Here is a 26,936-nt window from a genome sequence, read left to right on the forward strand (position 1 = left end):
GAACCTCCCTTTCATCGCTCTTTATGTATATCGGTTCCTTTTCAACATTCAATTATATGATAAACATGGAAAAATAAAAAAGCATGGGCTTCCAGGTGGAAACCCATGCTTTATTTTGCACTGAAAAATTAGCGGAGCAATTGCAGAACGCCTTGTGGCAATTGGTTTGCTTGTGCCAGCATTGCTTGAGAAGCTTGTGTAAGAATGTTGTTCTTAGTGAACGCCATTTGCTCTTTCGCCATATCTACGTCGCGGATACGGGATTCAGCAGCTGTCAGGTTCTCAGCAGTGATGTTCAGGTTGTTAATGGTGTTTTCCAAACGGTTTTGGTTAGCACCCAAGTAGGAACGAGCAGCAGATACTTTGTTAATGAATGCATCGATGCTTTTCAGCACGCTTTTCGCAGCGCTTTGAGTATCGATTTTCCAAGCGCCAACTTTAGTTGCAACGCTGGTCAGATTGAACTTGGAAGTGTCCAGAGTCAGAACTTGGGCAGCATCTTGACCGATTTGCAGGTCGATGTCTTTATTGGAGTTTCCATCCAACAGGCTGATACCGTTGAATTTGGTGTTAGTTTTGATGTTTGTTACCTCGTTGGACAGCTCTGTCAACTCTTCTTGCAGGCGTTTGCGGTCTGCATCGGAATCGTAAGTACCGTTCGCAGATTGAGTAGCCAGTTCTTTTACACGAACGAGGATGTTGTTTACAGTTTGCAATGCACCTTCAGCTGTTTGTACCAAGGAGATACCGTCTTGAGAGTTGCGGGAAGCTTGCTCCATACCACGGATTTGTGCGCGCATGCGCTCGGAGATGGAAAGACCAGCAGCATCGTCAGCAGCACGGTTGATACGGTAGCCGGAAGACAGCTTTTCAACGTTTTTCGACAGGTTGCCTGTGTTGACACTCAATTGACGGTGAGTGTTCATTGCGGAAATATTGTGGTTGATAATCATTGTTTTTCCTCCTTGATTTATACCCGTCACGTCCATGTGACTGAGATCTATTTAGGACTATTTTACAATCGCGCGCTTGTAACTTTGTCCCTACATTACTTATATCGGTAAATTACTCGTCAACTTTAATGGATTTCAAAAGTTTTTTTCAAAAAAATCTCCTCTTTGTACACTTAACCAAAAAGGAGATTCAAGTTACTTCATATTTCGCAAAATGAGATGATACCTGGAAGAGTAGCCACCCGTATTAACGTTCTCGCGTCTGATCAGATTACATTCCAATATTTCGAAATTACATCCAATCAGCTTTTCAATTTTCCCGTAGTTAAAATAAGACTGGACGGTTCCTTTCTCATGAAGAGTTTCCACGTCTTCTTCTCCCGAAAATTCCCGAGCATGACGAGAATCATCTCCGGAGATTAAATCACAGTAGAATAGCCCGCCCTTTACCAATACTCGCTTAACCTCGTCCATGGTTTGAGTGGCCTCTTCAAACCGCATACTATCCAAGACTCCGTGACTTATAACGAAGTCAAAAAAATCATTTTCCCACGGCAGACTTTGCGTGTATCCTTGTCTAACTTTACTGTCTAAATTTGAAATGCCTTCTTTTTCCGCCCATGTGACCGCTACTTGAATCGCCGTATCAGAAAGGTCGATGCCGTAAGCATCCAGCCCCATCTGATGAGCATATATTACATGCCGTCCAATTCCGCATCCCAAATCCAATATTTTAGGCTTAGACGAATTCGTGTAAACATCTCGAAACTCGAACAGACCTGTTCGCTTGCGAATATACTTCGATGTGAACCTGATAATTTCTTCATGAGGATAAAAAACAAAGTTATCTTTGTTCTGATAGGAAGCTTCCCATTCTGACTTGTAGCTACTCATGTCTCATCATCTTCTTTCTCATGAACATCCTCATGTACAGTCCTCTGTTCTTCTTTCAAAATAGCCTTCATAGAGGACCACGACACTGTGCTTTCAGAGGCTACACGATTCTCTTCTTGAATCGCTTCATATATTTCGGTTCGATAAATTTCTACATCTCTTGGTGCTTCAATCCCTAGTCGAACCGTTTCTCCATCAACAGAAATCACTTTAATGACTATATTGTTATTCAGCATGATAGACTCATTTTTTTTGCGAGATAATACTAGCATTTGAACATCACCTACTCTCTTGTCGAGATTTGCTCGACTAACAACGGCTGGTGAATGGAATATGTGTCGTCCTGTAAAATTACTTGTTTGGCCATACGATTTGCGAGATTAACCACAATAGGTGCCTTCAAGTTCACAGAGACACGCTGCATTTCTCGAATAGTTACAATTGTAAAGATTGCTATGGGGGTTTCATCTTCTATGCGGAGTGAAGTCTTAGCTGCTTCAGAAAGTTCAAATTCGTATCCGCTGAAAAAAACAAATGGATTGACCACCCAAAACCCGATCTCCCTTTCTTCAGCAGACTGAATCAGAAAAAAAGGGCTTTCTTCTTCCTGCATCAACTGAAAAAACTGCAAATGGGAAAACCCCGGGATACCATCTTCAAAAAATAGCTTGCCCAATTCCACTCGTTGACTTGCGTTCATGTTTTCCCCTCGCTTATATCGTTTGATCCAGTTGACCGCCTACAGTATCAATTTTCAGGCTATTGTACTGTATCATATATGGCTCCACCTTCCCCGGCTTGTATGACAGTTCAGGTTGTTTAATCACAGGATCAATACTCATTCCGTTGCGCTCAACATGGATGTTCACAGGCGTCGACTCGACACGGATCTCTACACCTTCATCAGTTGACGCTGCCGGCGGTGTATATCCACTCTCCAACATGCGCAAACCTTTTTCTCTGCCAATAGATGCTATGACATTCTCTTTTGTATAGATCCGCATCATTCTGTCTCCCTCCTGACTTTTCTCCGCAATGGCTTGGAGGGCTTTTTGTTGACCATATGAAGCAAGACTAGCTGTAAATTCCATAGAAGTCATAATACCAATGTTGGTACGCGCCTGACTAGAATCAATGGACAAAACAGTGCGAGCTTGTTCAATTCGCAGCTTTGCAGGTACTTGTCGCAGGTTCAATTCAGCTTGCGGCTGTTTAATCTCCTGGACAGGCTTGTTTATATTTAATCCTAGTTGAGCAAACGTGCTCTCCAATCGAATTTTTGGAATTTGCATCGGCTACTCTCCCTACTTTTTCTAACGCAGAAAATCCAGCAAAGTTGGCTGAATGATTCTGGCGCCTGAACCTAGAGCTGCGGAGTGAACACTCTCCTGTGTTTTCAGATCTGTCATCACCTTTGCCACATCAGCATCTTCATTCTTTGACATTAGCTCATTAATACTTACCTCTTGCGTCTTTAAACGGTCCGCAATTAGTTCAACACGGTTTACACTTGCTCCCAGTGCGGCTCGCTCAGCTAATAATTTGTCAAACTGCTGCTCCATCCCTGTGAGAAACTGAGTAGCATCTCTACCATTTTCTAACTCACCAATAATATTATCCAATACCTTAAACATATTGTTTGCATTATCCGGAAAATTGAATAGGTTTTGCGCATTAATATTTGATGTTACAAAAACATTTTGGCTTACTTCCAAATTGATAGAAGAGCTATTCGTACTGACAAAATCACCTTTGCCCCCATTAGCTGTAAAATCGTACGGCGCTTTATTTGTATCTGTACCAGCAAAAATATACTTTCCATTAATTTGCTGATTGGCTAAAGTTCCTAAGTGGATTTTCAGTTCGCTAACTTCAGACGCCATTGTCTTCAAATCGTCAGGCGAAATAGCTCCATCCCCGGAGTATACAAGAAGCTCCTTAATACGCTTCATGACGTTCCCAATTTCATCCATCGTACTATCCGTCATATCCATCCAGGACTTCGCTTCATCCACGTTCCGCTTATACTGATCATTCTCCATCAATGAGGAACGATAAAACATCCCGCGTGCTGCCACTACCGGGTCATCGGATGGTTTGGCAATTTTGCTCCCCGACGACAGCTGTTGCTGTAGCTTGTCCATGCTGCGCATGGAATTATGCAGATTCCGCAGCATATTGCTGTTCAGCATGTTCTGCGTTACACGTACCGCCATGATCTATTTCCTCCTAACTAGAGGCCAACTCGGCCCATGCCATTGATGACTTTGTCCAAGATTTCGTCCATGCTTGTCATGACGCGGGCAGATGCGCTGTAAGCGTGCTGAAATTTCACCATTTCTGCCATTTCGTCATCGATCGATACGCCTGATACGGATTGCCGCTGGCTGTCTACAGTTCCGACCAGCATTTCCGAGTTCAACTGATTGCGGGTAGCTTCTTGTGCGTCCACACCCAATTGGCTGATCGTATAACGATAGTAGTTATCCAAAGTTGAGCTTTCCGCCAGATCGTTCGAGCCCGTTCCGGCAGCCAACACTTTAAATTTGATGGAGGCAATCGCCAACGCGTTTTCGTTGTTTCCAACCGGTGTATGGACTGCTTCCGGTTTTGCCGCAGCGATAGCATCCAGGCTTCTCATAATCTCGGGATTAACGACAAGACTAGAGGCACTTGTTGGATAATTTTTCGTTGTAGCATCTGCAGCCAAAGCAGTTGCATCTACAAAGAATGGCAGATCCTGTGCGGTGCCATTATTAATATCGTTCAAGCTCCGTCCTGCGCGATGTATATCATTGATTTCCTTAGCCAAATTCACAGCCAAGACATCCAGACGTTTTAGCATATTTGGCACAATCTGATCACGCGATTGGAGAGTGCCTGCCATATAACCAGATGTCGGAACGAAAGCCGCTCCACCCAGCGTGAGATCACTCAAACCCGTGGCGACATTTCGCTGAGCAACTACTGGTTGGGCAGCAATGCCGTTAACAAATTCGCGTCCTTCAATCGTTACGTTCACCATACCTGCAGTGGTTTGCGTCACTCGGATATCTACCAGCTTGGAGAGCTTATCCAAGAGAACATCACGTTGATCATACAAATCGTTTGGCTGGTAGCCATGTGGCACGATATTGGAAATCTGATTGTTCAAGCTGGCTATTTGCTGTCCCAAAGAGTTGATTTCCATCGCCTTCACATTCACTACATTGTCCAGATCAAGTTGCACTTCTTTGATATGGTTCGTCAATGTGTTAAATGTATCCGCAACCGCCTTGCTGCGTTCGCGAACAACAGCACGTGCCGATGTATCTGTCGGGTCTTTAGCCAAGTCCTGCCAGGCTTGCCACATCTGGTCCATGACTTTTTGCAGCCCTGTATCAGAAGGTTCGTTCATTATCCCTTCCAGCTTTTCAAGTGTTTCCAAGCGACCATCCCAATATCCTTGACGCTTGTGCTCATTTCGATATTGAATATCCAGAAACTCTTCTCGCAACCGCTGAATACTGTCAGCTTGCACACCCGTACCAAGCAATCCTGGCTCGATGGTTGCCTGCATCCCAACATAAGGCAACCCGGTAGTAGCCTGCATGTTGACCCGCTGACGGCTGTATCCTTCCGTATTCGCATTCGCAATGTTATGCCCAGTCGTATTCAACGCGGATTGCTGTGCGAACAGGCCGCGTTTGCTTACTTCAATTCCGTGAAAAGTCGAGCGCATGTCAGCACCTCTTTACGCTTTTTTATTGAAAAAAGTTCGGCTCGCCTGACGGTAGGTGTCCGTGCTCGGATTGCCGTAAATGAAGTCGTCCTCCGGCGTGTCCGTGATCAGGTCGAGTGTCATGTTTACAAAAGAAAGGGATTGCTCCAGCAACTGCTGATTCAGCTCGTTTGCCTCACGCAGTTCGGCGACAATCCGGACAAGCTCGTCTCGATAGGATGCAAGCCGCGTCTTCTCTTCCGCACTGGTCGTCAACTTGATCAATTCAGCCAGTGTGCCTTCCTGAAGCGCAAAGCCTTTCTTTTCGGTCAGTTCTTGCACCAAGGTTTGGCGGGCTGCTTCAGCAGCAGTGACGCCCTTGATCAGCTTTTGTTCCTGGCGGGTAATCGCCACCAGCTCATCGACATCTCCTTTTACCAGCACGTCTTTTTTGTGTGCGGCCAAAGTGTACAAGGCTTTGTGCAACCGGATCAAGTTGTCGAGCAGATCGTAGAGTCTATCCATGTTCGCGCTTCTCCTCGTCTTCCCTAGAGAACTGGTTTATAGCTTTTTCCAAAAGGACAGGAGCTTCTCTGCAATTCGCTCGCTGGAGACACGATACGTGCCTTCCTCCACTTGCTTCTTCAATTGCTCCACCTTTTCACGACGCTGTGGCGCGTTCGTGTCTTCCACCTGGCGCTGCATTTCCAACGCTTCCGTAGAAATGTTTACTTCATCCTTGCCCATCGGGATTTTCCCACTTTTGCCTACCTGGTTGTTGCTCGTCTTGTTGTAGGCGTTGATCATCCCGACACGGTTCGGTTCATTAATCCGCATCTGATTACCATCCTCTCAATCCACCGGACATTTTCATGGGAACACGTCCCTTTATCAAAAGAAAAACCGATGATACCTCTTAGTAGTATCATCGGCAATTTCCTGATTGACGATTAGTTTTTTTGCGCAAAACTATTCGTCAGTATTCTTCCTTCTTCGATAAGCGGCTGCTTCCGCCTGACGTGCGCGAGCATCTTCTGCAAGGCGCCGATCCACTTCAAGCTGCTGCGAAATCTCGTGTTTCAAGTCTTTCATGCACGAGTCGCACATGTTTCCGGTACGGATCAAAATTCCACAAATTTCGCATGGGTAACCAAGTTCCGGGTTGCCTTCTACAGAAATGCGCCCTTCCTTGATAAACTTCGTAATTTGCTTCACGCTCACACCAGTAGCTTCGCTCACCTGATGAATATTAGCTCCGCGATTCTCGCGCTTGCGCAGAAACCGGGCGCATTTTTCATATTCCTGCTCCACTTGTTGATAGCATTTGGGGCAAATGTCACGGACTGTTTGTACAAATAAAGCATCACACCGCGAGCAGTTTGCCAGTTTGCCCAGAGACATAGAAACAACCCCTTCAACATCCAGAAAGTTCATTTGGTTCGCAACTGCTGATTGCTTCCATGATAACGTAATTTTACCAAACTGGCTATCTGTATATTGTCAAGGAGTAAATTTCACAAACTGTTCCCAAGTGTGCTCGCAACGTGCTGGCGCAAGAACGAAGAGTCGAGCCTGTCGTATATATATCGTCGATCAGGAGAACTCGCAGAGGAGTGCCGGACATTACAGGACTATTCGCCCCGCCCTTGACCTTGGCTCGCGCGATCCCGCCAGAGCAAGCGGAGGATAGGTCTGCAAGCACAGCCCCTTGCGCCCACGCAAAAGCATCTCTCATGCTCTCCTCGCGATGCACGCGCCCGCCTTGCTTGCTCAGCTTCTCTGTCGCTTTCGTTCGCTCCAGCAACGTTTTGACCGGAACTCCTATGGCGTGTCCCAAAGCTTTGGCAAGCAACTCCACCTGATTGAAGCCTCTTTCCCGAAGCCTTGTTGGATGAAGCGGAACAGTCGTGATGCAAGTAAAACGCGAAGGCGTATGGTAGCGGTAAATCGCGATGGTTAAAAGCGCACTGAAAAAACTAGCCAATCGCTCATCCCCACGGTATTTGAACAGGCTGACCAGACTTTTTCCTTTCTCGTCATATTGGAGCAGGCTGCGGTTGTTAGACAACGGCACGCTCGCTCGATCTACGCAATCGCGGCACAATCCATCGCGACAAATGACCTCGCTGCACATGTCTCGCCCGCACTGACGACAAATCTGCTCTCCGATGAACGGCAGGGCTTCCAAGCAGCCTGCACACACCTGGAGCTTTTGCAGCAAACGATATACGACCGGGTAAGTAGCGGCTGAACTGGAAAGAGATCGCGCACGCTTGCGGACAATCCCTTCTCTTTGCAGGGCATTCAAATGTCCGCCACAAGCCACACATGACTGGATTGTCACGCATTATCCCCCCCAGCTTCCGCAAGCTTTTTCGCCAATTGATTCATCCGGCTGATTTGCCTGACTGCCAGCTTCGTGGCCGCAGCGCGCTCAGCCTGCAAGAAAAGCACAGAGCCTGCCGTGTCATCGAACGATCTGCCCACGCGCCCCGCAATTTGCACCAAAGAGGCTTCATCGAAGACGGGCGCCTCCGCTCCTACGACAAGCACATCGCTCTTCGGAATGGTGACCCCGCGTTCCAGAATCGTGGTTGTCACCATGAGCGTATAGCGTCTGTTGCGAAAAGCGAGCACCTTTTCTTCGCGCAACGGGTCGGAGGCGTGGACGCCCGCCATCTGTTCCGACCGATCCGGCATCGCCTTTTGCAAATAGGCAAGCACCACGTCCACGTCGTCAATGCGGGGAACGAAGACGAAAACTTGCCGCTCGGCATCCAGTGAACGCTTGACTGCATCTGTCATCTGCGGCACCGCTCGCTTCGTCCGAACGCGCTTGTGCAACCCTTTGATCGTGAGAATCTCAGGCACAGGCAATGGCTTGCCGTGGTAGCGACCGGGTAAAAGCACATGAGTGGCTGAAGCAAGCGGCAATGCCGCGGAACTTGCTGATTTTGAACGACCGTTTGAAACGAGCCGTTTTTGCAAATAGAGCGGGGGAGTCGCGCTCAAATAGAGCAGCTTGCCCGTCTCGTGTACGGCTCTCGCCAGCGCCCGATAAAGCACAGGATTGTTGTGATAAGGAAAAGCATCGGCCTCGTCAAGTACAACCAGCAGGAAGCGGCGATGATAACGCATGACTTGGTGGGTCGTTGCAATCGTGATATCGCTCTCTTCCCATTTCTCGGCACTGGCGCCATGGACAGCAATTACACGCGCTTCGGGAAACACTCGCCGAATACGCGGAGCCAGCTCCAGCACTACGTCTTTTCGCGGAGTAGCGATCAATACACGCCCTCCCGACGAAAGTGCCTCAGCGACAGAAGGAAAGAGCAGCTCGGTTTTCCCAGCCCCGCACACTGCCCAAATCAAAAACTCCGACCGCCCCGGATGTGAGCCCGCTACGAACCGCCGAGCGCGTTCGGCAGCTCTCGCCTGATCTTGCGAGTAGCGCCCTGTCCACTCCAGCCTGGCCGACTGCCCCATGCCTGTTTCTCTCCCAACGGCAGTTGAGGCACTTGACGCAATCAACATATACGGCGTGCAGCACTTGCTCCTGCCCATTCCCAGGCATATCGTGCAGTAGGCGCAGCCTTGCTCACACGAATGGCAGTATATCAGCTGCAACGCTCTGCCCTCGCTGCCGCATCGCTCACAGAAAAGCACCAGTCGCTTGCGCCGCCAATTGCTGACGACTCCCATGCGCACTCCTGGAAGCCACTGCACTTTGCCAGCGAGGACTCCTTCATGCAGCGCAGCTGCCAAATCGCCAACTTCTACCCCTCGCTTGCACAAAAGCGTCTCGATCTCTTCCCAGAGAAGCGCTCGTCCATCCAGCAGTTTGCCGAGAACGCTTGCGCTCGCTCCATCCGCTGTGAGCGAAGTTCTTCGAAGCAATGAATGGCGCGGGAAAATCTTGTACCCTCCTGCTGATTCAGCATCCTTTTGACAAGCATGCACTTCGCATCTGAACTCTACAACCTTCCATGCAAACCAGTCTTTTGGCGGCTGCCTCATGCAAGCGAACGCACTGGGCCAGAAAACTTGATTGTCATCCCGCTCCCTGTCGGTCACTTCCCGCCCATACAGCACACTCGCCTCCCGAACCTTCCCCACAGCCAAATGCCGCAGCTCAGCGACCACTCCATCCGTCAGCTTTTGCCGCTCTGCCAGCCGCTTGCGTATGTATTCGTTTATTTGCTCCCGCAAGGAAAAGGCCAAAGCGAGCGATGACGTCTTGCCGATGACGTGCAGAATGCAGCTCTCTCGCTCCTGCCAAAAAGATTGGTCGACAGCAAAGCTCGGTGTCACGTACGTCTGAACCGACGACACTGCTTCTGTGCCCGATTTGATGTACAGCAAAAACTCGCGCATGTGCCTTCCCCCGCTCCCCACCTGTCCTCTTACCATCAGTTTGCAAAAAGACAAGACGGGTCAGCAAATCTTTTTCACGAGCAAAAACGCAGCATCACCGTCTCGCTGACCGCAAGCAGCCCCATCGACTGTCAGGAAAAGGACCGAGACATTTTTCACACAAACACAAAAAAGACTGCCGATGTCCTCGACAGTCCTTTTCGTTCATCCATATGCCTGAAAACAAAAACATCAGGCTCCTTCTTGCTTGTTCCGCAGATCAACTACAATAGCTCCCACCAGCTCGGCTTGGCTGTCAGCTACAGGCACCCCACAGCAGTACGGCTCGCGAGTCAAAATCGATAGCATCCGGGATGTATCATCGGTAGATCCTTCATCTATCAAAGTAATCCGGACAGGCTTGCCACTCCATTCGGAGCGAAACAGCAAACTTCTGACCGCCCGCTCCAGCACCTGCTCCGAATTGTGCACCAACAAGCGGTAATGCTCGTGCGAAAGCTCTGTCACGCTGTCCATTCGACTGGCCCATCGATCAGCGATCATCACCAGCAATGAGGAGAAGCCAAATGCCGCCAGTAGCCATACAACCAGTTCTTCCATCACGGTCATACCCCCTCCTATACAAAGGTATGCCGAACAGCTTGAACAGGGTGCCAACTGGACGCTCATACGGATTCTACAGTTTTACCCATCCGTTTTTGATCGAGATGACAACCGCTTGCGTGCGGTCTTGAACGTTCAGCTTTTGCAAAATGCTGCTGACGTGATTTTTCACAGTTTTCTCACTGATGAACAAAAATTCTCCGATCGCCCGGTTGCTCTTTCCTTCAGCCATCAGTTGAAGCACTTCCCGCTCGCGGCGAGTCAGGGACTCGATCACTTTTGGATCGATCGTTTGCGAATCATCCACGGAGAAGCTGCGCTCTGTGCTGCCTTCATGCTCGCTGAGACGACGGAACTCCTCGATCAGCTTGCCCGTTACCTTCGGATGGATGTAAGCGCCGCCGCTTGCTACGACGCGCACGGCATCCACCAGATCGCTGGTGCCCATTTCTTTGAGCAAATAGCCCGATGCACCGGAACGCAACGTGCGGTAAACGTATCCTTCATCATCGTGAATAGAAAGCATGATCACTCGCGTAGAGGGACTCACAGAAATTACATTTTCCGCAGCAGAGACGCCATTGATGTTCGGCATATTGATATCCATCAACAAAACATCCGGCTTGTGCTCTTCGGCGAGCAAAGCAGCCTCTCCGCCGTCCGCTCCTTCTCCGACGACCTTGAAGTCATCTTCCATTTCCAAAATGCGCTTGACTCCTTCACGGAACAATTGGTGGTCGTCCACAATCACGATGCGGAGCTCTTGCTGTCTTTTATCCATGTTTCATCCCCCTGTGTACATAATTCTGTATCGGTTCATATTTTTAACGGTATTTGGAAAATAACCTTTGTTCCCTCACCCGGAGCTGATTGCAGGTCCACATTGCCTTCCAGCAGCTGCACACGCTCGCGCATTCCCAACAGTCCAAAGGAATTTCCGTTTGCCATGCGCTTCTCCAGATCGAATCCAACGCCATCGTCTTTGACGACGAGACTCAGCGACTCCTGAAGAAACTCAAGCTTCACTTGTACCGAAGAAGCTCCTGCATGCTTCTCCACGTTGTTCAGGCACTCCTGAACAAGCCGGAAGATTGCAGCCTTGACGGAACTGCGCAGCGGTGGCTCCACACCAAATACTACCAGATCAATCGAAGCCCGGATACGTTCTTCGCACGTCTGAATGTATTTTTGCAAAGTGGGAACCAAGCCGAGGTCGTCCAAAGCCATCGGACGAAGGTCAAAAATGATCCGTCTTACATCAGCCAAACTTAACCGAACCATTTCTTTCAGCTCGTGAAGCTCCATTTGCGCTTCCAGAATACGTTCGTTTTTCAACATGCGCTCGACGATTTCGGAGCGCAAGACGACGTTTGCCATCGATTGAGCCGGACCGTCGTGAATCTCGCGCGCGACACGTTTGCGCTCTTCTTCCTGCGCCTGAATGATCTTCAACCCCATCAGTTGATGCTGCTTGGCCGATTCCAGCGCTTCCCCGATCTTGCTCAGGTCGCCAGTCAGGTAGCCAAGCACCACACCCATCTGGGATACAAGCTTCTCGGCGCGTACAATCGTTTCCTCCAATGTACGCAATTGCCGCTCCAGATCATTGCGCCGGCGCTTCAAGTTGTTTTCCCGCTCGCGATAGATGGAAAGCTCCACCTGGATGCGGCTCGCCTCTTCATAGGCGATACGGATGTCATCCTCCGTGTACATGTGAAAGTTGCGGCTGACCTGCACAAGCCTGTTGCGCGACTTTCGATAGGCCAATTCCAACGCATCGACCTTTTGGATTACTTTGGAAATTTCTTGCCTCAGCTCATGCAAATCAAACTTTAGCGAGTTGCCTTGTTGTCTTGCATCTTCGGCTATATCAAAAATTTGCGTTTTACTTGTTTCTACTGTTTCAATGGTTCTCTTGATCACCCCATCCAGCACGCTGATGTCGATCGCTTTGTTCATGATTGCTCTCCTTCGAACTCTTTTTTCGCTTTCGTGAACAGCTGTTGGAGTTTGACCTCATCTACGTCTCGCAGACCCACATCATTGCGTGGGATGGCAAAAGGATCTACCTCTCGTTTGGCGAAACCGGGCGTAGAAGTAAACACATACTCATACCCTGCTTGTCGGGCTGTTTCCAAAACGATCGGATTCGTGTAGCCAAAAGGCAGTGAAATCGCCTTAATATCCTTGCTCATCCAACCGTGCAAACCTGCGCGAGACATACTGAAATCAACATAGAGCCGATCCCTGTATTCCTTTTCATTTTCTAATCGCTTTACATCCTGCAAGTAGACGGGAGCAGTCTCTGGTCCCATCTCTCCCCATTCATTCCGCGCTTCCTCTTCATGCAGGCTGTAGGTATGGGAACCAATATCAGCCAAGCCAGAGTGAAGCATTTCCATGACTTGTTGACGCGTGAGTGGCGTCGTCATGTTCTCCCGTTTTCGTTCGGCTACATCTCGCAAGCGTCCTGCAATCACGAAGTTCACTGACGGGTAGCCGTATGTACGCAATATCGGAAAAGCCTTCGTATAATAACTTTCGTAGCCATCATCAAACGTAATCAGGACAGCATTTTCTGTCGGCAAGCTCCCGGTATCGACAAAGCGCAAAAACTCATCCAGCGTAATGGGATGCAGGTCATTTTCGTGCAAAAATGCCATATGTTCTGCGAATTGTTCGGGCGCAATCACGTAACGTTGGCCTGCAGCATCTGTCACATGATGATACGTCAGGACGACGACTTGATTGTTATACCACTTTTGCGGCTTTACCGTTGCTTTTTCGTTTCGCGTGACGTTTGGCTCAGCGTTTTCCGTCTCGCTTATGCTTATAGACGTATCGACTTGGGGAAAAGGTTGCACTTTTTGCGCATTCTTTTTTGACTGGTACAAATCACCAAGCCCCAATATCGTCACAACCAACAGTAAACAACTGATAAACACTGTCAGGAAGAGCCTTTTGTTCGGCAAAGAAACCCCTCCTTCACTTCCTCACTAGGAGATTCGACACAGTCCTACATTTTCCCTTTGATCAGGATTCACCAATAATTGGAAATTTCTTCCCATAACAAAAAGAGCCCAGTAGCTTTTACCAGGCTCTTTCTTTGCCGTGCTTATTTTGCCAGTTGAGCAGCCTCTTGCTTCAGAACTTCTGCTTTGTCTGTTTGCTCCCAAGGAACATTCAGGTCATTGCGTCCGAAGTGGCCGTAAGCCGCTGTTTGTTTGTAGATAGGACGACGCAGGTCGAGCTGTTTGATGATACCAGCTGGGCGCAGGTCGAAATGTTTGCGAACGAGTTTCACGAGATCTTCTTCGGAAACAGTTCCTGTACCAAAAGTATCAACTGCGATGGATACTGGTTGTGCTACACCAATCGCATACGCTACTTGTACTTCGCACTTGTCAGCCAAGCCAGCTGCCACGATGTTTTTCGCAACATAGCGAGCAGCATAAGCACCGGAGCGGTCTACTTTTGTCGGATCTTTACCGGAGAACGCGCCGCCACCGTGACGAGCGTATCCGCCGTAAGTGTCTACGATGATTTTGCGGCCAGTCAAGCCAGCATCCCCTTGTGGTCCGCCGATAACGAAACGGCCAGTTGGGTTGATGAAGTATTTGGTTTCAGCATCCAGAAGTTCAGCTGGAACTACTGGTTTGATTACATGCTCAACCAGGTCTTGTTTGATTTGCTCCAAAGTTGTTTCAGGAGCGTGTTGAGTAGAGATAACGATCGTGTCGATGCGAACAGGCTTGTCTCCATCGTACTCAACCGTTACTTGTGTTTTACCGTCAGGACGCAGGTAAGCGAGTGTGCCGTTTTTGCGAACTTCGGTCAAACGACGAGCCAGTTGGTGGGACATGCTGATCGGCAATGGCATCAACTCAGGTGTTTCGTTGCAAGCAAAGCCGAACATCAGACCTTGGTCGCCTGCACCAATCGCTTCGATCTCAGCGTCAGTCATTTTGCCTTCGCGCGCTTCCAGTGCTTGGTCTACACCCAGTGCAATGTCAGCGGATTGCTCGCCGATTGCTGTGATAACACCGCAAGTGTCAGCGTCAAAGCCGAACTTAGCGCGATCATAGCCGATTTCACGAATGGTTTCGCGAACCAGCTTTTGAATGTCTACATAAGTGTTGGTTGTGATCTCACCCGCTACGAGAACCAGACCTGTCGTTACAGAAGTTTCGCACGCTACGCGAGCGTTTGGATCTTTGGACAGGATGGCGTCCAGGATGGAGTCGGAAATTTGGTCACAAATTTTATCCGGATGTCCTTCGGTTACAGACTCAGATGTGAACAGACGACGACCTTTTTGCAAAGCCATGAGAAAATACCTCCTTTGACCTCATACAAATAGTTTGGTAGCCGAGTCAGGATTTTATCGACGTAAACGCAAATAAAAAACCTTTTCCATCTTTCGGAGGAAAAGGTTTGAGCGCTTTTAGCTTCCTTCATCCTCTTATCGGCCAGAACAGATTTCCGTCCTGCTGGTTAGCACCGCTCTAGTCGGTTGCCGGGCTTCATAGGGCCAGTCCCTCCGCCTGCTCTGGATAAGAGTATCCATTACGGATTATAGAATAATTGTTTTTCGGGGTGGTGTCAATAGACTTTTCCCACAACTCCGGTTCGAAGCAGGCCAGCCTGTACAAAACGTTGATGAAATCGCCTGCGGGAAGCGAGCGATGATGACTGTAGCGCATGGACAGCGCCTTTTGCACAAGCTGGTCAAGCCTCTTTATACTTGGTACGATTTGGCGATCAATACAACAACCTCGGCCCGCGTAGCGGTTCCCTGAGGCTTGAAGGTCTTGCCATATCCGTTCAGCCACTTTTTTTGCGTCAACGCCTCGATCGCCGGCGATGCCCAATAGTTGACCGGAACATCGCGATAAGAGGACACGCTGCGGCTATTCACAGCTACCCCTTTCGCCCTGGCGATCATGGAGGCCATCTCGGCCCGCGTTACCGCCTGATCAGGCTTGAGTTGACTGTTTGGATACCCCTTCAAGACTCCGAGCTGATAAGCTACCCCAAGGGTGTTGTACGCCCAGTGCTTTTTTGGCAAATCGGAAAAGACGTCCTTGCCCGTGTACATACTGGCTACTTTCGAGCCGGTGACACGCATCGTCGAAACGAGCATGGTCGCAAATTGGGCGCGGGTCACTGCCTGATCCGGCTTGAATGTTGCGTCGTCGAAGCCTTTGATGATGCCTTTGTCGCTGAGCTTGGCGATTTGCGCACGCGCCCAGTGGTTAGAAATATCCCGATAGCCGGAAATGAGCGGCTGCGGGCTGAGCGTCAATTTGTAGGAATCGTACTTGAAAGGCACGATGCTGCTCATGCGCACGAAATACTTCCCTTTAGGCAGCCGTATGCCGAAAATTTCACTGCCTTGGTCTGACCGCTCTGCCACTTCGGTTGTCGAAGCAAGCGCCACGTTCATGTTTTTCTCATTGTAAAGGGCAATGTGAAACCCGCTTGCTACCGGGATGAACGGAGCGCGAACTGTGACGTACGATTCCGCATCCAATGTAAATTGAAACCAGTCTGAATCTGTCGACGCCGGAATGGTTCCTGACATGACTCCTCCACTGGCAAGCGGAGCAGCTTTGCTATACGTATTATTCGGCTCGTTCCCATCTTTTTTCAACGGGGTAAAGGCGAGATCGAGGCGATATTCGCCGTTCATTGCATTTTGCTGATACTCGCTGACGCGAATGTAGTATTTTCCTGGCGAGACGTCCTTGCTTGCACGTTCGGAAGGATTATCCCTGTCGCTGTTATCGTATACCGGGTCCCAGACCGTATTTTTTCCCGGCTCTTGCTTTCCGATGGCAAGTACCAAGTCCACCCGCTTGTTATCAGGTGTGACCGTCACGTCCATATGCCCGTACTCGCGGACATAGTAGGAGAACCAATCCTGATCCCCTTCCTCATGGAAATTGCCCGTCACGCTGATCTGGTTGCCCACCAGCGGCCTTGCCGTAGCCATCGTATTGTTCGGTTCATTCCGATCCGGGTTGATGGTGAATTTGCTCGTCAGCACATAAGTAAACGCATTAACTCCACCGTTTCTCACCAGCTTGATGTTCATTCGCCCAGCTTTTGCAGGAACCGTTATCGTATCCCCGTTCCCGATATAGTAAGTGACCGGCTGACGATTTGCCGGATAAAAAGTCGCTGACATGGCTGAAGATACGCCTGAGTTTACGGATGCGGTGAGACTTACTTTTCCATCGTAAGGAACGTCCATCTTGAACCAGTCAACCGTATCGTTTGGCCCCAGATTGCCACGGACTTGCGCTTCGATCGGAAACGCCTTGGCTCTCTCCAAAACGTTGTTCGGCTCCAAAAAGTCGCTGGACAGCGCACTGCGCACTGCCTTGTTTACGTCCAGAAGACCGTAGCCCGCTTGCCGATCCCAGCCGCCTTCGCCAATATCTGTCGCCGTCTGATAAAGCATCTGCCTGACGTCGAGAGCAGACAGCTTGGGATGACGAGCCAGAATGAGAGCAGCCGCGCCTGCTACCTGAGGCGCCGCTACAGATGTTCCGGAAACCGAACCGTATTTGCCGCCGAGCTTGGTTGTATACACATTAAGCCCCGGTGCCACCAGATTCATCTCCGGCCCTGTATTCGACTGGTAAAGGACCTGGTTTCTTCCGTTTATCGCCCCCACCGCAATTACGGTCGGGTACGCTGCCGGATACGCGACACGGCTTGCCTCATTTCCGCTCGCCGCCACCAGAACCGCTCCGTTTCGTTCCGCGCGGTCGACCGCATTTTTCATAGCCCGGGAGTAAGCCATGCTGCTAAAAGACATCAAAATGACCTTTGCCCCCCGATCGAGGGCGGCGTTGATTCCTTTGGCGATCATGTCAACATCCGTAGTAGATGCGTTTTTGTTCAAGACTTTGACGGGCAAAATTTTGGCGTTCCAGACCACCCCGGCTACGCCGATCCCGTTGTTTCCTTTTGCCCCGAGGACCCCGATGACTTCTGTTCCATGCCCATTGTCATCCTGCGCACTTTTCCCCGGATTGACCAGGTTAACACCAGGGAGCAAATTCCCCTTCAAATCAGGGTGATTGTAATCGGCCCCTGTATCGAGTACAGCAATCGTGATCGCCTGATTGCTGTTCACCACTGACCATGCCTTGTCCGCTTTGATTTGACTCAGGTGCGTCTGGTTGCTCAGGTAGCTGTCATTGGAGGCAGGAGCAGCAGCGAGTGCCTGCCTGGCTTCCAAAGGAGCGACGGTGAGCAGCAGCGCCAGTGCGACGGTCACTTGAATTGATTTTTTCATAAAAAACAGTCCTTCCCTCTCTCCCTGCAAATCATGCAGCAAGAAAACCTCTGTCGAAGCCGTTTCCGTCATAAGGCCGCGCTTTAGCGGAAGGTTTTCTTAACGTATGAATACCCGCAAACTTTTGCAATCAATCCCAATACGTTCAAAAAGGTATTCGAGTATGATATTCCTCGTCCTAGCATAGCGGATAAAAAGGGCGAATTGCAACCCTAATTCCCCAATATTTGGAACGTTTTGGCAGTAGAAAAACCCTTTTCACCAGTGGCAAAAAGGGTTTCGTTCATTACTGCAGCAGACCTTTATTGTCTTCGGTTTCAGGCGCTACGTATGTTTCCTGTTTTTTTCTTTGGCGCGCTTGCGGAATGAAAGCAGTCAACTCTGTCACGTCTACTCCTGCTTTTTTAATCGAAGAGGACGGGATGTCAAATGCCCAGACACGCTGGCTGTTCGCTTCCACCTTCATGTTTTGCAAGGTGTAGTTGACGCGGGCAACCGCTTCGCCATCCTTGTCGTGCACCAGGATCGGCACCTCGGTAAACTCCAGACGCTTCTCCAAACCGTTGCGGAATACAACAACGACTTTCAGACCGTTATCCTCGTTCGGCTTGATTGCGAGAACTTGCAAGTCCACCTGCCCAGCTTCTACCGGAGCTTCTGCCGCTGCTTTTTGCAAATACTGCTCTTGCTCACTGGCACTCAGCCCCATGTTCAGCTCGTGGCTTCCTTCGAGTCGCTGTTTTTGCGGCTTTTTATACACAATCGTCAGCGGTACTTCTTGCTCCGGAATGCGGTCAAACTCTTCCCAACGGAACATAAACTCCGCCGGACGACTGGACATGGAATCGACTGGTCCGCTTGTCATCAAGTCGAACGTCTTTTTCGCCACCTCTTCGCCTTCTGCTGTTACGAGAGAGAGCGGCAGTTTTTGCAACAGTACGTTGCGGTCTGTCGCATTGCGAATGTAGGCAAGCACCAAATAGCCTTCTACGGTCGCCTGTGTGAAGAACGGAATGACACCGACCTCATCACGTACTACAGGCGGCAACTCATCGTGCACATATTGCAGCAATTCCTGCTCGGCCTCGTCCAGCTGCGCGTCCCACGGACCGTTCATCGACAGGAACAGCTCTTTCGACTCCACGCGGTTTGCAGACTGCTGCGGATTTTCAATACCGGATACGCCCAAGTAAAATTCATTGTGCAAATACTCATGAATGTCCTCTCGTACCTGCTCCAAGCTTTCTTTGGAACCAAACCAGTTTTCCAATAACCAACTCATATGTCAACCTCCTCTTTCCCACTTTAGAAAAATCACGCGTCTACTCTACGTCAAGAATCCATCTACGCAGATTGGCATCAGGCTTTTTCACAAATTCCGGCGGGAACACGATCAGCCACGGACGACTGTTGCCAGGCTGGACACAGATCTTTCTGGCGTCAAGAACGCCTCGCGCAACGACATCCCCGTCTGTATCGGAAATCGTTACTTTCAGTTGCTCAGGGCGATACTCCGTTGACAGACCATTGCGGAACAGCATCGCAGCGACCAGTTGCCCTTCTTTCGTTTTGCCGATATCAAAGCCCGTAACTTGTACGGTATTCACCGGGATTGGCGGCAAAGAATTGGCGAGCTTCTCCAAACGATCCTTTTGCCGATCGGTCATGCGGTTCTCCATCTCCGGGTCCAGTTCAAGCGTACGTGGCCAAATATGCGCGCGGTTCCCTGCCTTCATCACGACTTTCCAGCGACTGAACTGGAAGTTGTCGTGCAGATAGGACTCTTCCGGGAACAGCACTTCCCATGGACGGCTCGTATGCGGCGGAATCGAGCCCATCTCGGACAGATCGATTCTGATCCGCGCAAACGGCTTGTCGTCCAGATAGATCGCCAAACCAATCGTTTTAAAACGAACTGGCTTATCTGTCGCATTGCGGAAGAACATCGTCACGATCATGCCGTTCGGTTGGGGAATCATACTGAAGCCCGTCACGCTGATCAAACCGCGCGCGATTTCCGGAAGCTCCTCCTGCAAAAAGCGCAGCGTGTACTTTTTCTCGGAATCCAGCTCTTGCTCCCACAAAGGATGCAGCGACAGCTCTGTCTTGATTTTCTCGCGTTTAGCCGGAGCGCTGGTCTTCGCCTGTTCCTTTTCCACTTCCACTTCGGTTTCTTTCAGTTCGTCAATGTCGAATGCCGACTCTTCCTGAATTTCTTTCTTCAATTCATCCAGAGCTTTCTCGCCCTGTTCCTTGCCAAACAAATTCTTCATAAAAGAAAACATGTGTTACCTCCTCACACACGTCCGAACCCGAACGCAATTTCTCTCTCTTCATCATAAACATTTCTATACGGCTCATGCAAATCTAGGCTTGCTGCGGAACATTTACTCGCCAGCGAGAAAGATCCGGCTGCTCCAGCAAAATGCTTTCCGGAGGATAAATAAACAGCCACGGCTTGCTCGTATTGGCATTCACCGTCAAGCTTCCCAGTTCAAACACTCCTTCAGCCACCTTTTCTCCTGTCGCATCATAGAGAGCAAGCGGCAACGTTTCAAAGGAAAGAGACTGCGGCGAGCCGTTGCGAATCAAAAGCATGACGTGAAGTGCGCCTTCCTCGGAGCGACGAATTTGCACACCCTGGATATTTACTTCTCCCTCATTGAGCGCAGGAAGTGTTTTCGCCAGCTCGATCAAGGAATTTTTTTGTTCATTCGACAGCGCCTTGATCCAGGACTCTTCCAGTTCCAGCTGCTGTGGCAACACCATTTTCTTTTGTGCCATCTCGAATGCAATCTTCCAGTTCGCCAGCAGCACGTTCACTTGCAGGAAGTGTTCACGCGCAAATACAAACGACCACGGTCTTGCAGATCGCGGCGGAATTTCCCCTATCTCGCTAAAGTCAAACGTCTGGCGGGTAAATAGCTGCTGATCCCCGAACAATACCACCAGCGTCATTTCCTTTAGGTTGATTGGATGGTCCGAACTGTTGCGAATAAACGCCGTGATTTCGATTCCATCATCATGCGGAACGAGCGCTGTTCCAGCGAGGGAAATGTTCCCTTCCTGCAGCGGCTCCAGCTCCTGTGCCATAAAGGAAAGCGCGTATTTCTCCTGCGCACCCAGATTCGCTTCCCACGATTCATGCAGGGACAGCGTGGTAATGACGCCGGCAGATGTTTTGTGTAGACCTTGCTTTTCCTGATGAGACTGTTCGGTATCAGAAGCGGACAGAATGGATTCCTCCTGAACCTGTTCTCGCACCTCTTTTGTGGTAGGCGTCTTCCCCATTAAACTCTTCAAGAAGGATAACATAGCACCGCTCCCAACTTTTCTCTACATCTATATAGTGTTTGCGTTCGTCATTCACTATAGCATAGTGACATCCTTTTGCAACATAGAAAACTTGGCATTAACCCGCCTGCTGCAAGCGCGGTTCCCGCGTCTTTGGTCCGGCAACAAACCACCCGCCTTGCCAGGGGAAAGCGGCGAGTAATATTTGTTAGGATACCTGTACGAATCAGTGATGTCAAGGAATGGAAAGATGTCACCAGAACGAGGCCAATTCCATTTGATGAGAAAGTTTACAATATTATTCATTATTGATAAAATGGAAGTGTCTAAACAAATAACTTGGGGAATACCTTTTGCGCCAGCTGACCGATTCAGCTGGTTCTTTTTTTGGGCAAAAACAGTGAAAATGCCGACAAAGCTGCCAGCGTTGGATTATAAAAATTCATAATTGGACAAACTGTCTAGTAACAAAAATTGGCCTCACTGTGTCGGAAAGGAGGGCCTCGCTTGAATCGCAACGGACGAAAATGGTGGAGAACAAACAAGCATAAACTCGAACCTGCCAGGCAAAACAGCCCAAGTCCCTACGCTCATTTGACCTTATCAAAAGAGACGAAGGAAAACCTCCAAACGTTGCAAGACATCTACTCCAAATGCTCGGACGTCATTTTCCGGCCTTTTTATATCGGGAAAACAATCAAGGCGCATGTCGTGTTTATTAGCGGTCTGTGTACCGTTCAAGACGTAGATCAGTACGTGTTGACGCCGCTCATGCAAGCAAATGAAAACGAATTTCCTGACATGGAGCAAATGGCTGAGCAGGTTTTGGCTGTCTCTCGCATCAAAAATCTTGCTACGATTGCCGACTGTATTGAAGAAATCGGCAGCGGCAATCCCGTCTTGCTGTGGGAAGGAGAAGAACGGGCGCTGTCGCTTGGTCTGGCCAAATGGGAAAAGCGAAACATCGAGGAGCCTTCAGCAGAGGTGGGGATACGTGGACCGCGAGAAGGCTTCACGGAAACACTGGACGTGAATACCTCCCAAATCCGCCGCAGAATCAAAGATCCGGCTTTGAAAATGGAACGCATGAAAATCGGGGGATACACGCAAACGGAAGTGATCGTGGCCTATATGGAGGGAATTGTCGACCAGACCTTGGTCGAAGAGGCAAAAGCGCGACTGAATCGCATCCAGATCGACGGGATTTTGGAGAGCGGATATATAGAAGAAATGATTGAGGACAATCCTGCCTCGCCTTTTCCGCAGTTAAAAGATACGGAACGACCGGATACAGCTTGCTCCGCATTACTGGAAGGCAGAGTCGTCATTCTCGTTGACGGCACGCCTTTTGCCCTGATTGCTCCCGTGACGTTTTTCGCTCTCTTTCAGGCTGCGGAAGATTATTACCAGCGTTATATCATCAGCACGGCGATTCGCTGGCTGCGCTATCTGTTTCTCGGGATCTCTTTATTGCTCCCTTCCTTGTACGTAGCCATCATTACGTTTCATCAGGAGATGGTGCCGACGTCTCTTCTGATCAGCATGGCGGCTTCCCGGGAGGCTGTGCCTTTTCCCGGCCTGGTCGAGGCGCTCTTGATGGAAATCACCTTCGAAGCTTTGCGCGAAGCCGGAGTAAGATTGCCCAAGCAAATCGGGGCTGCCGTCAGTATCGTAGGGGCGCTCGTCATCGGACAGGCTGCCGTTGACGCCGGACTCGTATCCGCTCCGATGGTCATTGTCGTAGCCATTACCGGAATCGCCAACTTCATGGTGCCGCGGTACAGCGTCGGTACGGCCGTCAGACTGCTGCGCTTTCCGATCATGTTTCTCGCGGGCACACTCGGACTGTTGGGAGTCATGCTCGGACTCATTGCGATCGTGGTTCACCTGTGCACCTTGCGTTCGTTCGGCGTGCCGTATTTGTCCGGGATTTCCCCGCTCAAACCAAAAGAATGGAAAGACATTTTGTACCGCTCTCCATGGTGGGCCATGAAGACGCGCCCCCACTTCACCGGAGAATTTAATCAGTACCGTCAGGCTCCCGACCAAAAGCCTGGCCCCGAACGCTCGGAAGATCCATAAACAGACAAGGGAAAGCGAGGTGTAGGAAGCAATGCTGGAAAAAGGAAAAATATCCGCCTTTCAAATGGCCGTTCTCATGTACCCGACCATCGTCGCTACGGCTTTGCTGACGGTCCCAAGCATTACTGCCGCCTACGCCGACAATGATCTGTGGCTCTCCCCCATCTGGGCTTCCTTGATCGGTTTTGTCACGGTGCTGGTCGTAGACGCCTTGCACAGACGTTATCCGCAAAAGACGATCATCCAGTACAGCGAGCATATTCTCGGGAAACTGCTCGGAAAAGCATTCGGCGCATTTTTGATGCTGTTATATGTACTGCTGACCGCTCTGGTAGTCAGAATCTACGCGGAGTTTCTCGTAGGCAGTTTTCTCACCCAAACACCAATCGTAGTCGTCATCTCTACCATGCTACTGCTTTGCGCTTTTGCCGTCCGCGGAGGCGTCGAAGTAATCGCGAGAGCGGCAACGGCATTCTCGCCCTTTTTTGTCCTGCCGCTGCTGCTCCTGATTGTCTTGCTGTTCACAGACTTTCAGCTCGACCGAATTTTCCCGATCATGGCAGACGGCGTAGGACCATCGCTAAAAGGAGCGCTCATTCCGCAAGGCTGGTTTACGGAGTACATGCTGCTTGCCTTTTTGCTCCCTTTTTTGACCGATCGGGAAAAGGGCAGAAAATGGGGTGTCCTCTCTGTTTTTGCTGTCATGCTGACATTGCTCATCTCCAACCTGATCGTGCTCTTTTTGTTCGGAACCGATGTGGCAACGATGCTTTATCCATTGATGGCAGCCGCTCGCTATGTCAGCTTTGCCGACTTTTTCGAAAATCTGGAATCGCTTGTCATGGCGATCTGGATTATGGGCGCCTTCATCAAAATTTCCGTCTTTTATTACGCCACTGCCCTTGGGAGTGCGCAATTGCTCAACTTGTCAGATTATCGCCCGATCGTTCTCCCGCTAGGTTTTCTCATTACACTATTCAGTTTTTGGAGTATCCCCAGTCTGATGGAAACCAGCAAGTTTGATGTGGCCGTCTTCCCGTTTCTCGGCCCGCTCGTTCTGACTCTTTTGCCTCTGCTGCTCCTCTTGTTGTCCTTCGTGCGTCCTGCCAGACAGGAGGGAAAATCGTCATGAAGCGGATTTTGCCGACGCTTCTCATGATGTCGCTGTTGTTTCTCGGCGGGTGCTGGGACCGAACCGAGATCAATGATCTGGCGATTATTACTGGAGCTGCGATTGATGCAGCAGATGACAATCAGATCGAGCTGTCTGTCCAAGTATTCATCCCCCGCGCCCTTAGTGCGGGCAGAGGCAGCACAAGCAGCGGCGGCAATCTCACGCTTGTAAAGTCGGCGAAAGGTGCCAGTATTGCCGATGCCATCGCTCTGCTGCAAACGAAGATTCCGCGAAAAATTTTTTGGGGCCACTGCGAAGTATTCATTTTTGGAGAGGACATGGCAAAACGGGGAATTGCCGAAGAAATGGACTTTCTCGTTCGCCACCCGCAACCGCGCGAAAGAGCTTACATGTTTGTCAGCAAAGGCAAGGCAGCGAAGACCCTGGAGCTTCGTCCCGAGCTTGAACGCTACTCGTCCGAAGTCATACGCGAAATGTCAAATATGCATATCGGAATGCTGGTCACGATCATTCAGTTAAAAGAAATGCTGCGCGGCAAATCAAATGCTGCCGCTCTCCCCCTGATCGATGTCATGCCGCCGCCAAACGAGGCCAAAGGGTTGGAGACAGCGCCATACATCATGGGAACCGCCGTTTTTCGAAAAGGCAAAATGGTCGGAGAGATCAACGAAAAAGCGACGCGCGGCGTCATGTGGATACGCGGAGAAGTAGAGCGCTACACCGTCACCGCCAAGCTTAAAAATGTGCAGGGCACAGTCTCTCTCAACCCCATCCACTCGGATATCAAATTCATCCCTTCGATCCGCAATGGACAATGGCAAATGACGATAAAGGCGAAAACGGAAGGAGACGTTGTGCAAAACGGCACGAACCTGGACATGAGCAATCCCGAGATGATCAAGCTTGTGGAAAAAGCATTTCAACAGGACATCGAAGACCGCATTGAGCTTGCCCTCAAACAGGTGCAGCACGAAATGAAGGCAGACATCTTCGACTTTGCCACGGACTTTTATCGGGAATATCCTCAAGAGTGGAAGGCAGCCAAAAACAACTGGGACGAAATTTTCCCCAACGTAAAAGTAATCACGGATATTCATGCATACGTTCGCCGACCTGGCCTGGTTACGCTTCCTGGCGGCATACCCGAGGAGGAGGTGAGAGAAAAGTGAGATGGGGCGTTACGCTAGGCGTTACATTGCTTGTCCTGCTCATCATTCTCTTTGAGCTTCCAGCTTTGCGGCAGAAGCCGCTTCGAGACAAAATCGCTTTTTTCTCCCTCTTGTTGTGTGGGTGGGTATTGGCCCAATTCGATTTGCCCAATATGGCCGGGCCTGTCACTTGGCTGAATGAACTGTTCAAGCCTTGGGGAAATTTGATGAAAAAATAAATGGCGGCGCGTGTGATCTGCCAGAGGTGATCATCCATGCTTGAAAAAGGCAAAATATCGGCTTTCCAGATGGGCGTCATGATGTACCCCACGATTATCGCCACAGCCATCCTGTCCTTGCCGGCAACAATGGCTACCTATGCCCATAACGACCTGTGGCTGTCTCCCATTTGGGCATCATTCGCCGGTTTTCTGACGGTTTACGTCTCCCATCGGCTTCATCAGTATTACCCGCAGCAAACGCTGATCGAGTACAGCTGCCAAATCGTCGGGTTGATTCCCGGAAAACTGATCGGCTTTCTCTACTGCTTCCTCTACTTGATGTGGACGGGGCAAATCGTCAGAAACTACGCCGAGTTTGTCGTCGGCGCTTTTCTGTTCAACACTCCGATCGTCGTCGTCATCGCAAGCATGATTCTGGTCTGTGTCTTTGCTGTTCGCGGCGGCATTGAAGTAATTGGCCGGGCAGCCCTGTTGTTCATGCCGCTGTTCGTACTTCCCTTATGCCTCATGGTCCTTTTGCTGCTGCCTGATCTGGATTGGCAAAACTTTTTTCCGGTACTGGAAAACGGCATTGTCCCTTCGCTGAAAGGAGCTGTTGTTCCGCACATCTGGCTTGGCGAGTTTTGGCTGACGGCTTTTCTCTTTCCGTTGTTAGCCGACAGCAGCAAAGGCCGAAAGTGGGGAATGCTTTCCGTGCTGGCTGTAACCATCACGATGATTGCCACCAATTTGTTTTCCCTGTTCTTGTTTGGCAGCGATGTTTCCAGCATGCTCTACCCTTTAATGATTGCTTCGCGCTACGTCAGTATTGCCGATTTTTTCGAAAATCTGGAGTCTGTGGTGATGGCAGTCTGGGTGCTGGGCGCTTTTGTCAAAATATCGGTATTTTTCTACGTCATCGTCCTCGGCAGTGCACAGCTGATGGAAGTAACTGACTATCGACCGCTCGTATGGCCAATCGGCTTTTTGATCGTGCTGTTCAGTTTTTGGGGTATCCCCAACATGATTGTTTTTAACTATCTCGACGAAACTTCGCTTCCTTACTACGGCTTTTTCATGCAAATTCTGTTGCCACTGCTTCTCTTGCTGATTGCCAAACTGCGAAACAAGCCGCAACGAATGAAGTCAGCCGCATAACAACAGAGCGTGACTTTGAGCAAAAGCCAGCCTCAGGTTATGCGGCTCGATTTTATAGTTTTATT

Annotated in this window: 27 protein-coding genes and 1 riboswitch; of the genes, 6 read left to right on the top strand and 21 right to left on the bottom strand. The window is 49.9% G+C overall.

Translation table 11 applies throughout. From position 1 onward, the window contains the following. Positions 1-128: 128 nt before the first annotated feature. The 21 genes from M2298_RS13960 to M2298_RS14060 form a co-directional block, all read right to left on the bottom strand. Entirely contained in the window at positions 129-953 is an 825-nt protein-coding gene (locus tag M2298_RS13960) for a flagellin N-terminal helical domain-containing protein (RefSeq protein WP_173596402.1), read from the bottom strand. A 195-nt stretch (positions 954-1,148) separates the two neighbouring features. Then, positions 1,149-1,847: a class I SAM-dependent methyltransferase gene (locus M2298_RS13965; protein WP_173596401.1), complete on the bottom strand. Its 699-nt coding sequence runs from the start codon at positions 1,845-1,847 to the stop codon at positions 1,149-1,151. Further along, on the bottom strand, positions 1,844-2,119 hold the full coding sequence (csrA, locus tag M2298_RS13970) for a carbon storage regulator CsrA (RefSeq protein WP_173596400.1): 276 nt from the start codon (positions 2,117-2,119) through the stop codon (positions 1,844-1,846). The genes M2298_RS13965 and csrA overlap by 4 nt, the downstream gene beginning before the upstream one ends. An 11-nt stretch (positions 2,120-2,130) precedes the next feature. Then, positions 2,131-2,547 (bottom strand): flagellar assembly protein FliW, encoded by a 417-nt coding sequence (locus M2298_RS13975; protein ID WP_173596399.1) that lies wholly within the window; start codon positions 2,545-2,547, stop codon positions 2,131-2,133. A 13-nt stretch (positions 2,548-2,560) separates the two neighbouring features. Further along, positions 2,561-3,139, bottom strand: coding sequence for a DUF6470 family protein (locus tag M2298_RS13980; RefSeq protein WP_173596398.1), 579 nt, complete (start codon positions 3,137-3,139; stop codon positions 2,561-2,563). Positions 3,140-3,160: 21 nt separating this feature from the next. Then, on the bottom strand, positions 3,161-4,063 hold the full coding sequence (gene flgL / locus M2298_RS13985; protein WP_173596397.1) for a flagellar hook-associated protein FlgL: 903 nt from the start codon (positions 4,061-4,063) through the stop codon (positions 3,161-3,163). Positions 4,064-4,080: 17 nt separating this feature from the next. After that, positions 4,081-5,568 (bottom strand): flagellar hook-associated protein FlgK, encoded by a 1,488-nt coding sequence (gene flgK / locus M2298_RS13990; protein ID WP_280648634.1) that lies wholly within the window; start codon positions 5,566-5,568, stop codon positions 4,081-4,083. 12 nt (positions 5,569-5,580) lie between these two features. Then, positions 5,581-6,072 (bottom strand): flagellar protein FlgN, encoded by a 492-nt coding sequence (locus tag M2298_RS13995; protein WP_063230725.1) that lies wholly within the window; start codon positions 6,070-6,072, stop codon positions 5,581-5,583. 36 nt (positions 6,073-6,108) lie between these two features. Further along, on the bottom strand, positions 6,109-6,384 hold the full coding sequence (gene flgM / locus M2298_RS14000) for a flagellar biosynthesis anti-sigma factor FlgM (protein ID WP_063230724.1): 276 nt from the start codon (positions 6,382-6,384) through the stop codon (positions 6,109-6,111). Between the two features lie 132 nt (positions 6,385-6,516). Then, positions 6,517-6,948, bottom strand: coding sequence for a TIGR03826 family flagellar region protein (locus tag M2298_RS14005; RefSeq protein ID WP_122962640.1), 432 nt, complete (start codon positions 6,946-6,948; stop codon positions 6,517-6,519). Between the two features lie 85 nt (positions 6,949-7,033). Beyond that, positions 7,034-7,891, bottom strand: coding sequence for a ComF family protein (locus tag M2298_RS14010; RefSeq protein WP_280648635.1), 858 nt, complete (start codon positions 7,889-7,891; stop codon positions 7,034-7,036). Continuing rightward, positions 7,888-9,921, bottom strand: a complete 2,034-nt coding sequence (locus M2298_RS14015; RefSeq protein WP_280648636.1) for an ATP-dependent helicase ComFA — start codon at positions 9,919-9,921, stop codon at positions 7,888-7,890. Before M2298_RS14015 ends, M2298_RS14010 begins: the two co-directional genes overlap by 4 nt. Before the next feature lie 231 nt (positions 9,922-10,152). Then, positions 10,153-10,530: a glycosyltransferase gene (locus M2298_RS14020; RefSeq protein WP_229049761.1), complete on the bottom strand. Its 378-nt coding sequence runs from the start codon at positions 10,528-10,530 to the stop codon at positions 10,153-10,155. Positions 10,531-10,597: 67 nt separating this feature from the next. Continuing rightward, entirely contained in the window at positions 10,598-11,305 is a 708-nt protein-coding gene (locus M2298_RS14025; protein WP_063230720.1) for a response regulator, read from the bottom strand. 35 nt (positions 11,306-11,340) lie between these two features. Then, positions 11,341-12,483: a sensor histidine kinase gene (locus M2298_RS14030; RefSeq protein WP_122962636.1), complete on the bottom strand. Its 1,143-nt coding sequence runs from the start codon at positions 12,481-12,483 to the stop codon at positions 11,341-11,343. Then, a complete protein-coding gene (locus M2298_RS14035; protein WP_242773983.1) occupies positions 12,480-13,496 on the bottom strand; it encodes a polysaccharide deacetylase family protein in 1,017 nt (338 codons plus the stop codon). The genes M2298_RS14030 and M2298_RS14035 overlap by 4 nt, the downstream gene beginning before the upstream one ends. 143 nt (positions 13,497-13,639) lie before the next feature. Then, positions 13,640-14,851: a methionine adenosyltransferase gene (gene metK, locus M2298_RS14040; RefSeq protein ID WP_122962634.1), complete on the bottom strand. Its 1,212-nt coding sequence runs from the start codon at positions 14,849-14,851 to the stop codon at positions 13,640-13,642. Positions 14,852-14,983: 132 nt separating this feature from the next. Beyond that, positions 14,984-15,084, bottom strand: a riboswitch (SAM riboswitch). Between the two features lie 178 nt (positions 15,085-15,262). Continuing rightward, a complete protein-coding gene (locus M2298_RS14045) occupies positions 15,263-17,833 on the bottom strand; it encodes a S8 family peptidase (protein ID WP_280648637.1) in 2,571 nt (856 codons plus the stop codon). A gap of 286 nt (positions 17,834-18,119) precedes the next feature. Continuing rightward, the gene (locus M2298_RS14050) at positions 18,120-19,115 is read right to left on the bottom strand and encodes an SLAP domain-containing protein (protein ID WP_122962633.1); all 996 of its coding nucleotides are present in this window, start codon (positions 19,113-19,115) and stop codon (positions 18,120-18,122) included. Positions 19,116-19,155: 40 nt separating this feature from the next. Further along, entirely contained in the window at positions 19,156-20,118 is a 963-nt protein-coding gene (locus M2298_RS14055; protein WP_122962632.1) for an SLAP domain-containing protein, read from the bottom strand. Between the two features lie 82 nt (positions 20,119-20,200). Next, a complete protein-coding gene (locus M2298_RS14060; protein WP_122962631.1) occupies positions 20,201-21,148 on the bottom strand; it encodes an accessory Sec system S-layer assembly protein in 948 nt (315 codons plus the stop codon). A gap of 229 nt (positions 21,149-21,377) precedes the next feature. Here M2298_RS14060 and M2298_RS14065 point away from each other — a divergent pair, with 229 nt between their 5' ends. From M2298_RS14065 to M2298_RS14090, 6 genes are read left to right on the top strand one after another with little or no spacing between them, the layout of a single operon-like run. Beyond that, positions 21,378-21,575 carry a hypothetical protein gene (locus M2298_RS14065; protein ID WP_173596393.1) on the top strand — a complete coding sequence of 66 codons (198 nt, stop codon included), beginning with the start codon at positions 21,378-21,380 and terminating at the stop codon, positions 21,573-21,575. Between the two features lie 59 nt (positions 21,576-21,634). Next, positions 21,635-23,209 (top strand): spore germination protein, encoded by a 1,575-nt coding sequence (locus M2298_RS14070; protein ID WP_122962630.1) that lies wholly within the window; start codon positions 21,635-21,637, stop codon positions 23,207-23,209. 31 nt (positions 23,210-23,240) lie between these two features. After that, complete coding sequence (locus M2298_RS14075) at positions 23,241-24,341, top strand: GerAB/ArcD/ProY family transporter (RefSeq protein ID WP_122962629.1); 1,101 nt, start codon at positions 23,241-23,243, stop codon at positions 24,339-24,341. Next, a complete protein-coding gene (locus M2298_RS14080) occupies positions 24,338-25,513 on the top strand; it encodes a Ger(x)C family spore germination protein (RefSeq protein ID WP_280648638.1) in 1,176 nt (391 codons plus the stop codon). Before M2298_RS14075 ends, M2298_RS14080 begins: the two co-directional genes overlap by 4 nt. Then, positions 25,510-25,731, top strand: a complete 222-nt coding sequence (locus M2298_RS14085) for a hypothetical protein (RefSeq protein WP_122962627.1) — start codon at positions 25,510-25,512, stop codon at positions 25,729-25,731. Before M2298_RS14080 ends, M2298_RS14085 begins: the two co-directional genes overlap by 4 nt. A gap of 36 nt (positions 25,732-25,767) precedes the next feature. Continuing rightward, positions 25,768-26,871 carry a GerAB/ArcD/ProY family transporter gene (locus M2298_RS14090; RefSeq protein ID WP_122962626.1) on the top strand — a complete coding sequence of 368 codons (1,104 nt, stop codon included), beginning with the start codon at positions 25,768-25,770 and terminating at the stop codon, positions 26,869-26,871. Positions 26,872-26,936 lie beyond the last annotated feature (65 nt).

Origin of the sequence: Brevibacillus sp. 1238 (assembly GCF_029892995.1) — a bacterium.
In the GTDB taxonomy this organism is placed as follows: Bacteria; Bacillota; Bacilli; order Brevibacillales; family Brevibacillaceae; genus Brevibacillus; species Brevibacillus parabrevis.

Bases quoted from the DNA above. Each gene is read 5' to 3' on its own strand.
- M2298_RS13960 (WP_173596402.1), bottom strand. From the start codon at position 953: ATGATTATCAACCACAATATTTCCGCAATGAACACTCACCGTCAATTG.
- M2298_RS13965 (WP_173596401.1), bottom strand. From the start codon at position 1,847: ATGAGTAGCTACAAGTCAGAATGGGAAGCTTCCTATCAGAACAAAGAT.
- csrA (WP_173596400.1), bottom strand. From the start codon at position 2,119: ATGCTAGTATTATCTCGCAAAAAAAATGAGTCTATCATGCTGAATAAC.
- M2298_RS13975 (WP_173596399.1), bottom strand. From the start codon at position 2,547: ATGAACGCAAGTCAACGAGTGGAATTGGGCAAGCTATTTTTTGAAGAT.
- M2298_RS13980 (WP_173596398.1), bottom strand. From the start codon at position 3,139: ATGCAAATTCCAAAAATTCGATTGGAGAGCACGTTTGCTCAACTAGGA.
- flgL (WP_173596397.1), bottom strand. From the start codon at position 4,063: ATGGCGGTACGTGTAACGCAGAACATGCTGAACAGCAATATGCTGCGG.
- flgK (WP_280648634.1), bottom strand. From the start codon at position 5,568: ATGCGCTCGACTTTTCACGGAATTGAAGTAAGCAAACGCGGCCTGTTC.
- M2298_RS13995 (WP_063230725.1), bottom strand. From the start codon at position 6,072: ATGGATAGACTCTACGATCTGCTCGACAACTTGATCCGGTTGCACAAA.
- flgM (WP_063230724.1), bottom strand. From the start codon at position 6,384: ATGCGGATTAATGAACCGAACCGTGTCGGGATGATCAACGCCTACAAC.
- M2298_RS14005 (WP_122962640.1), bottom strand. From the start codon at position 6,948: ATGTCTCTGGGCAAACTGGCAAACTGCTCGCGGTGTGATGCTTTATTT.
- M2298_RS14015 (WP_280648636.1), bottom strand. From the start codon at position 9,921: ATGCGCGAGTTTTTGCTGTACATCAAATCGGGCACAGAAGCAGTGTCG.
- M2298_RS14020 (WP_229049761.1), bottom strand. From the start codon at position 10,530: ATGACCGTGATGGAAGAACTGGTTGTATGGCTACTGGCGGCATTTGGC.
- M2298_RS14025 (WP_063230720.1), bottom strand. From the start codon at position 11,305: ATGGATAAAAGACAGCAAGAGCTCCGCATCGTGATTGTGGACGACCAC.
- M2298_RS14030 (WP_122962636.1), bottom strand. From the start codon at position 12,483: ATGAACAAAGCGATCGACATCAGCGTGCTGGATGGGGTGATCAAGAGA.
- metK (WP_122962634.1), bottom strand. From the start codon at position 14,851: ATGGCTTTGCAAAAAGGTCGTCGTCTGTTCACATCTGAGTCTGTAACC.
- M2298_RS14045 (WP_280648637.1), bottom strand. From the start codon at position 17,833: ATGAAAAAATCAATTCAAGTGACCGTCGCACTGGCGCTGCTGCTCACC.
- M2298_RS14050 (WP_122962633.1), bottom strand. From the start codon at position 19,115: ATGAGTTGGTTATTGGAAAACTGGTTTGGTTCCAAAGAAAGCTTGGAG.
- M2298_RS14055 (WP_122962632.1), bottom strand. From the start codon at position 20,118: ATGTTTTCTTTTATGAAGAATTTGTTTGGCAAGGAACAGGGCGAGAAA.
- M2298_RS14060 (WP_122962631.1), bottom strand. From the start codon at position 21,148: ATGTTATCCTTCTTGAAGAGTTTAATGGGGAAGACGCCTACCACAAAA.
- M2298_RS14065 (WP_173596393.1), top strand. From the start codon at position 21,378: ATGTCACCAGAACGAGGCCAATTCCATTTGATGAGAAAGTTTACAATA.
- M2298_RS14075 (WP_122962629.1), top strand. From the start codon at position 23,241: ATGCTGGAAAAAGGAAAAATATCCGCCTTTCAAATGGCCGTTCTCATG.
- M2298_RS14080 (WP_280648638.1), top strand. From the start codon at position 24,338: ATGAAGCGGATTTTGCCGACGCTTCTCATGATGTCGCTGTTGTTTCTC.
- M2298_RS14090 (WP_122962626.1), top strand. From the start codon at position 25,768: ATGCTTGAAAAAGGCAAAATATCGGCTTTCCAGATGGGCGTCATGATG.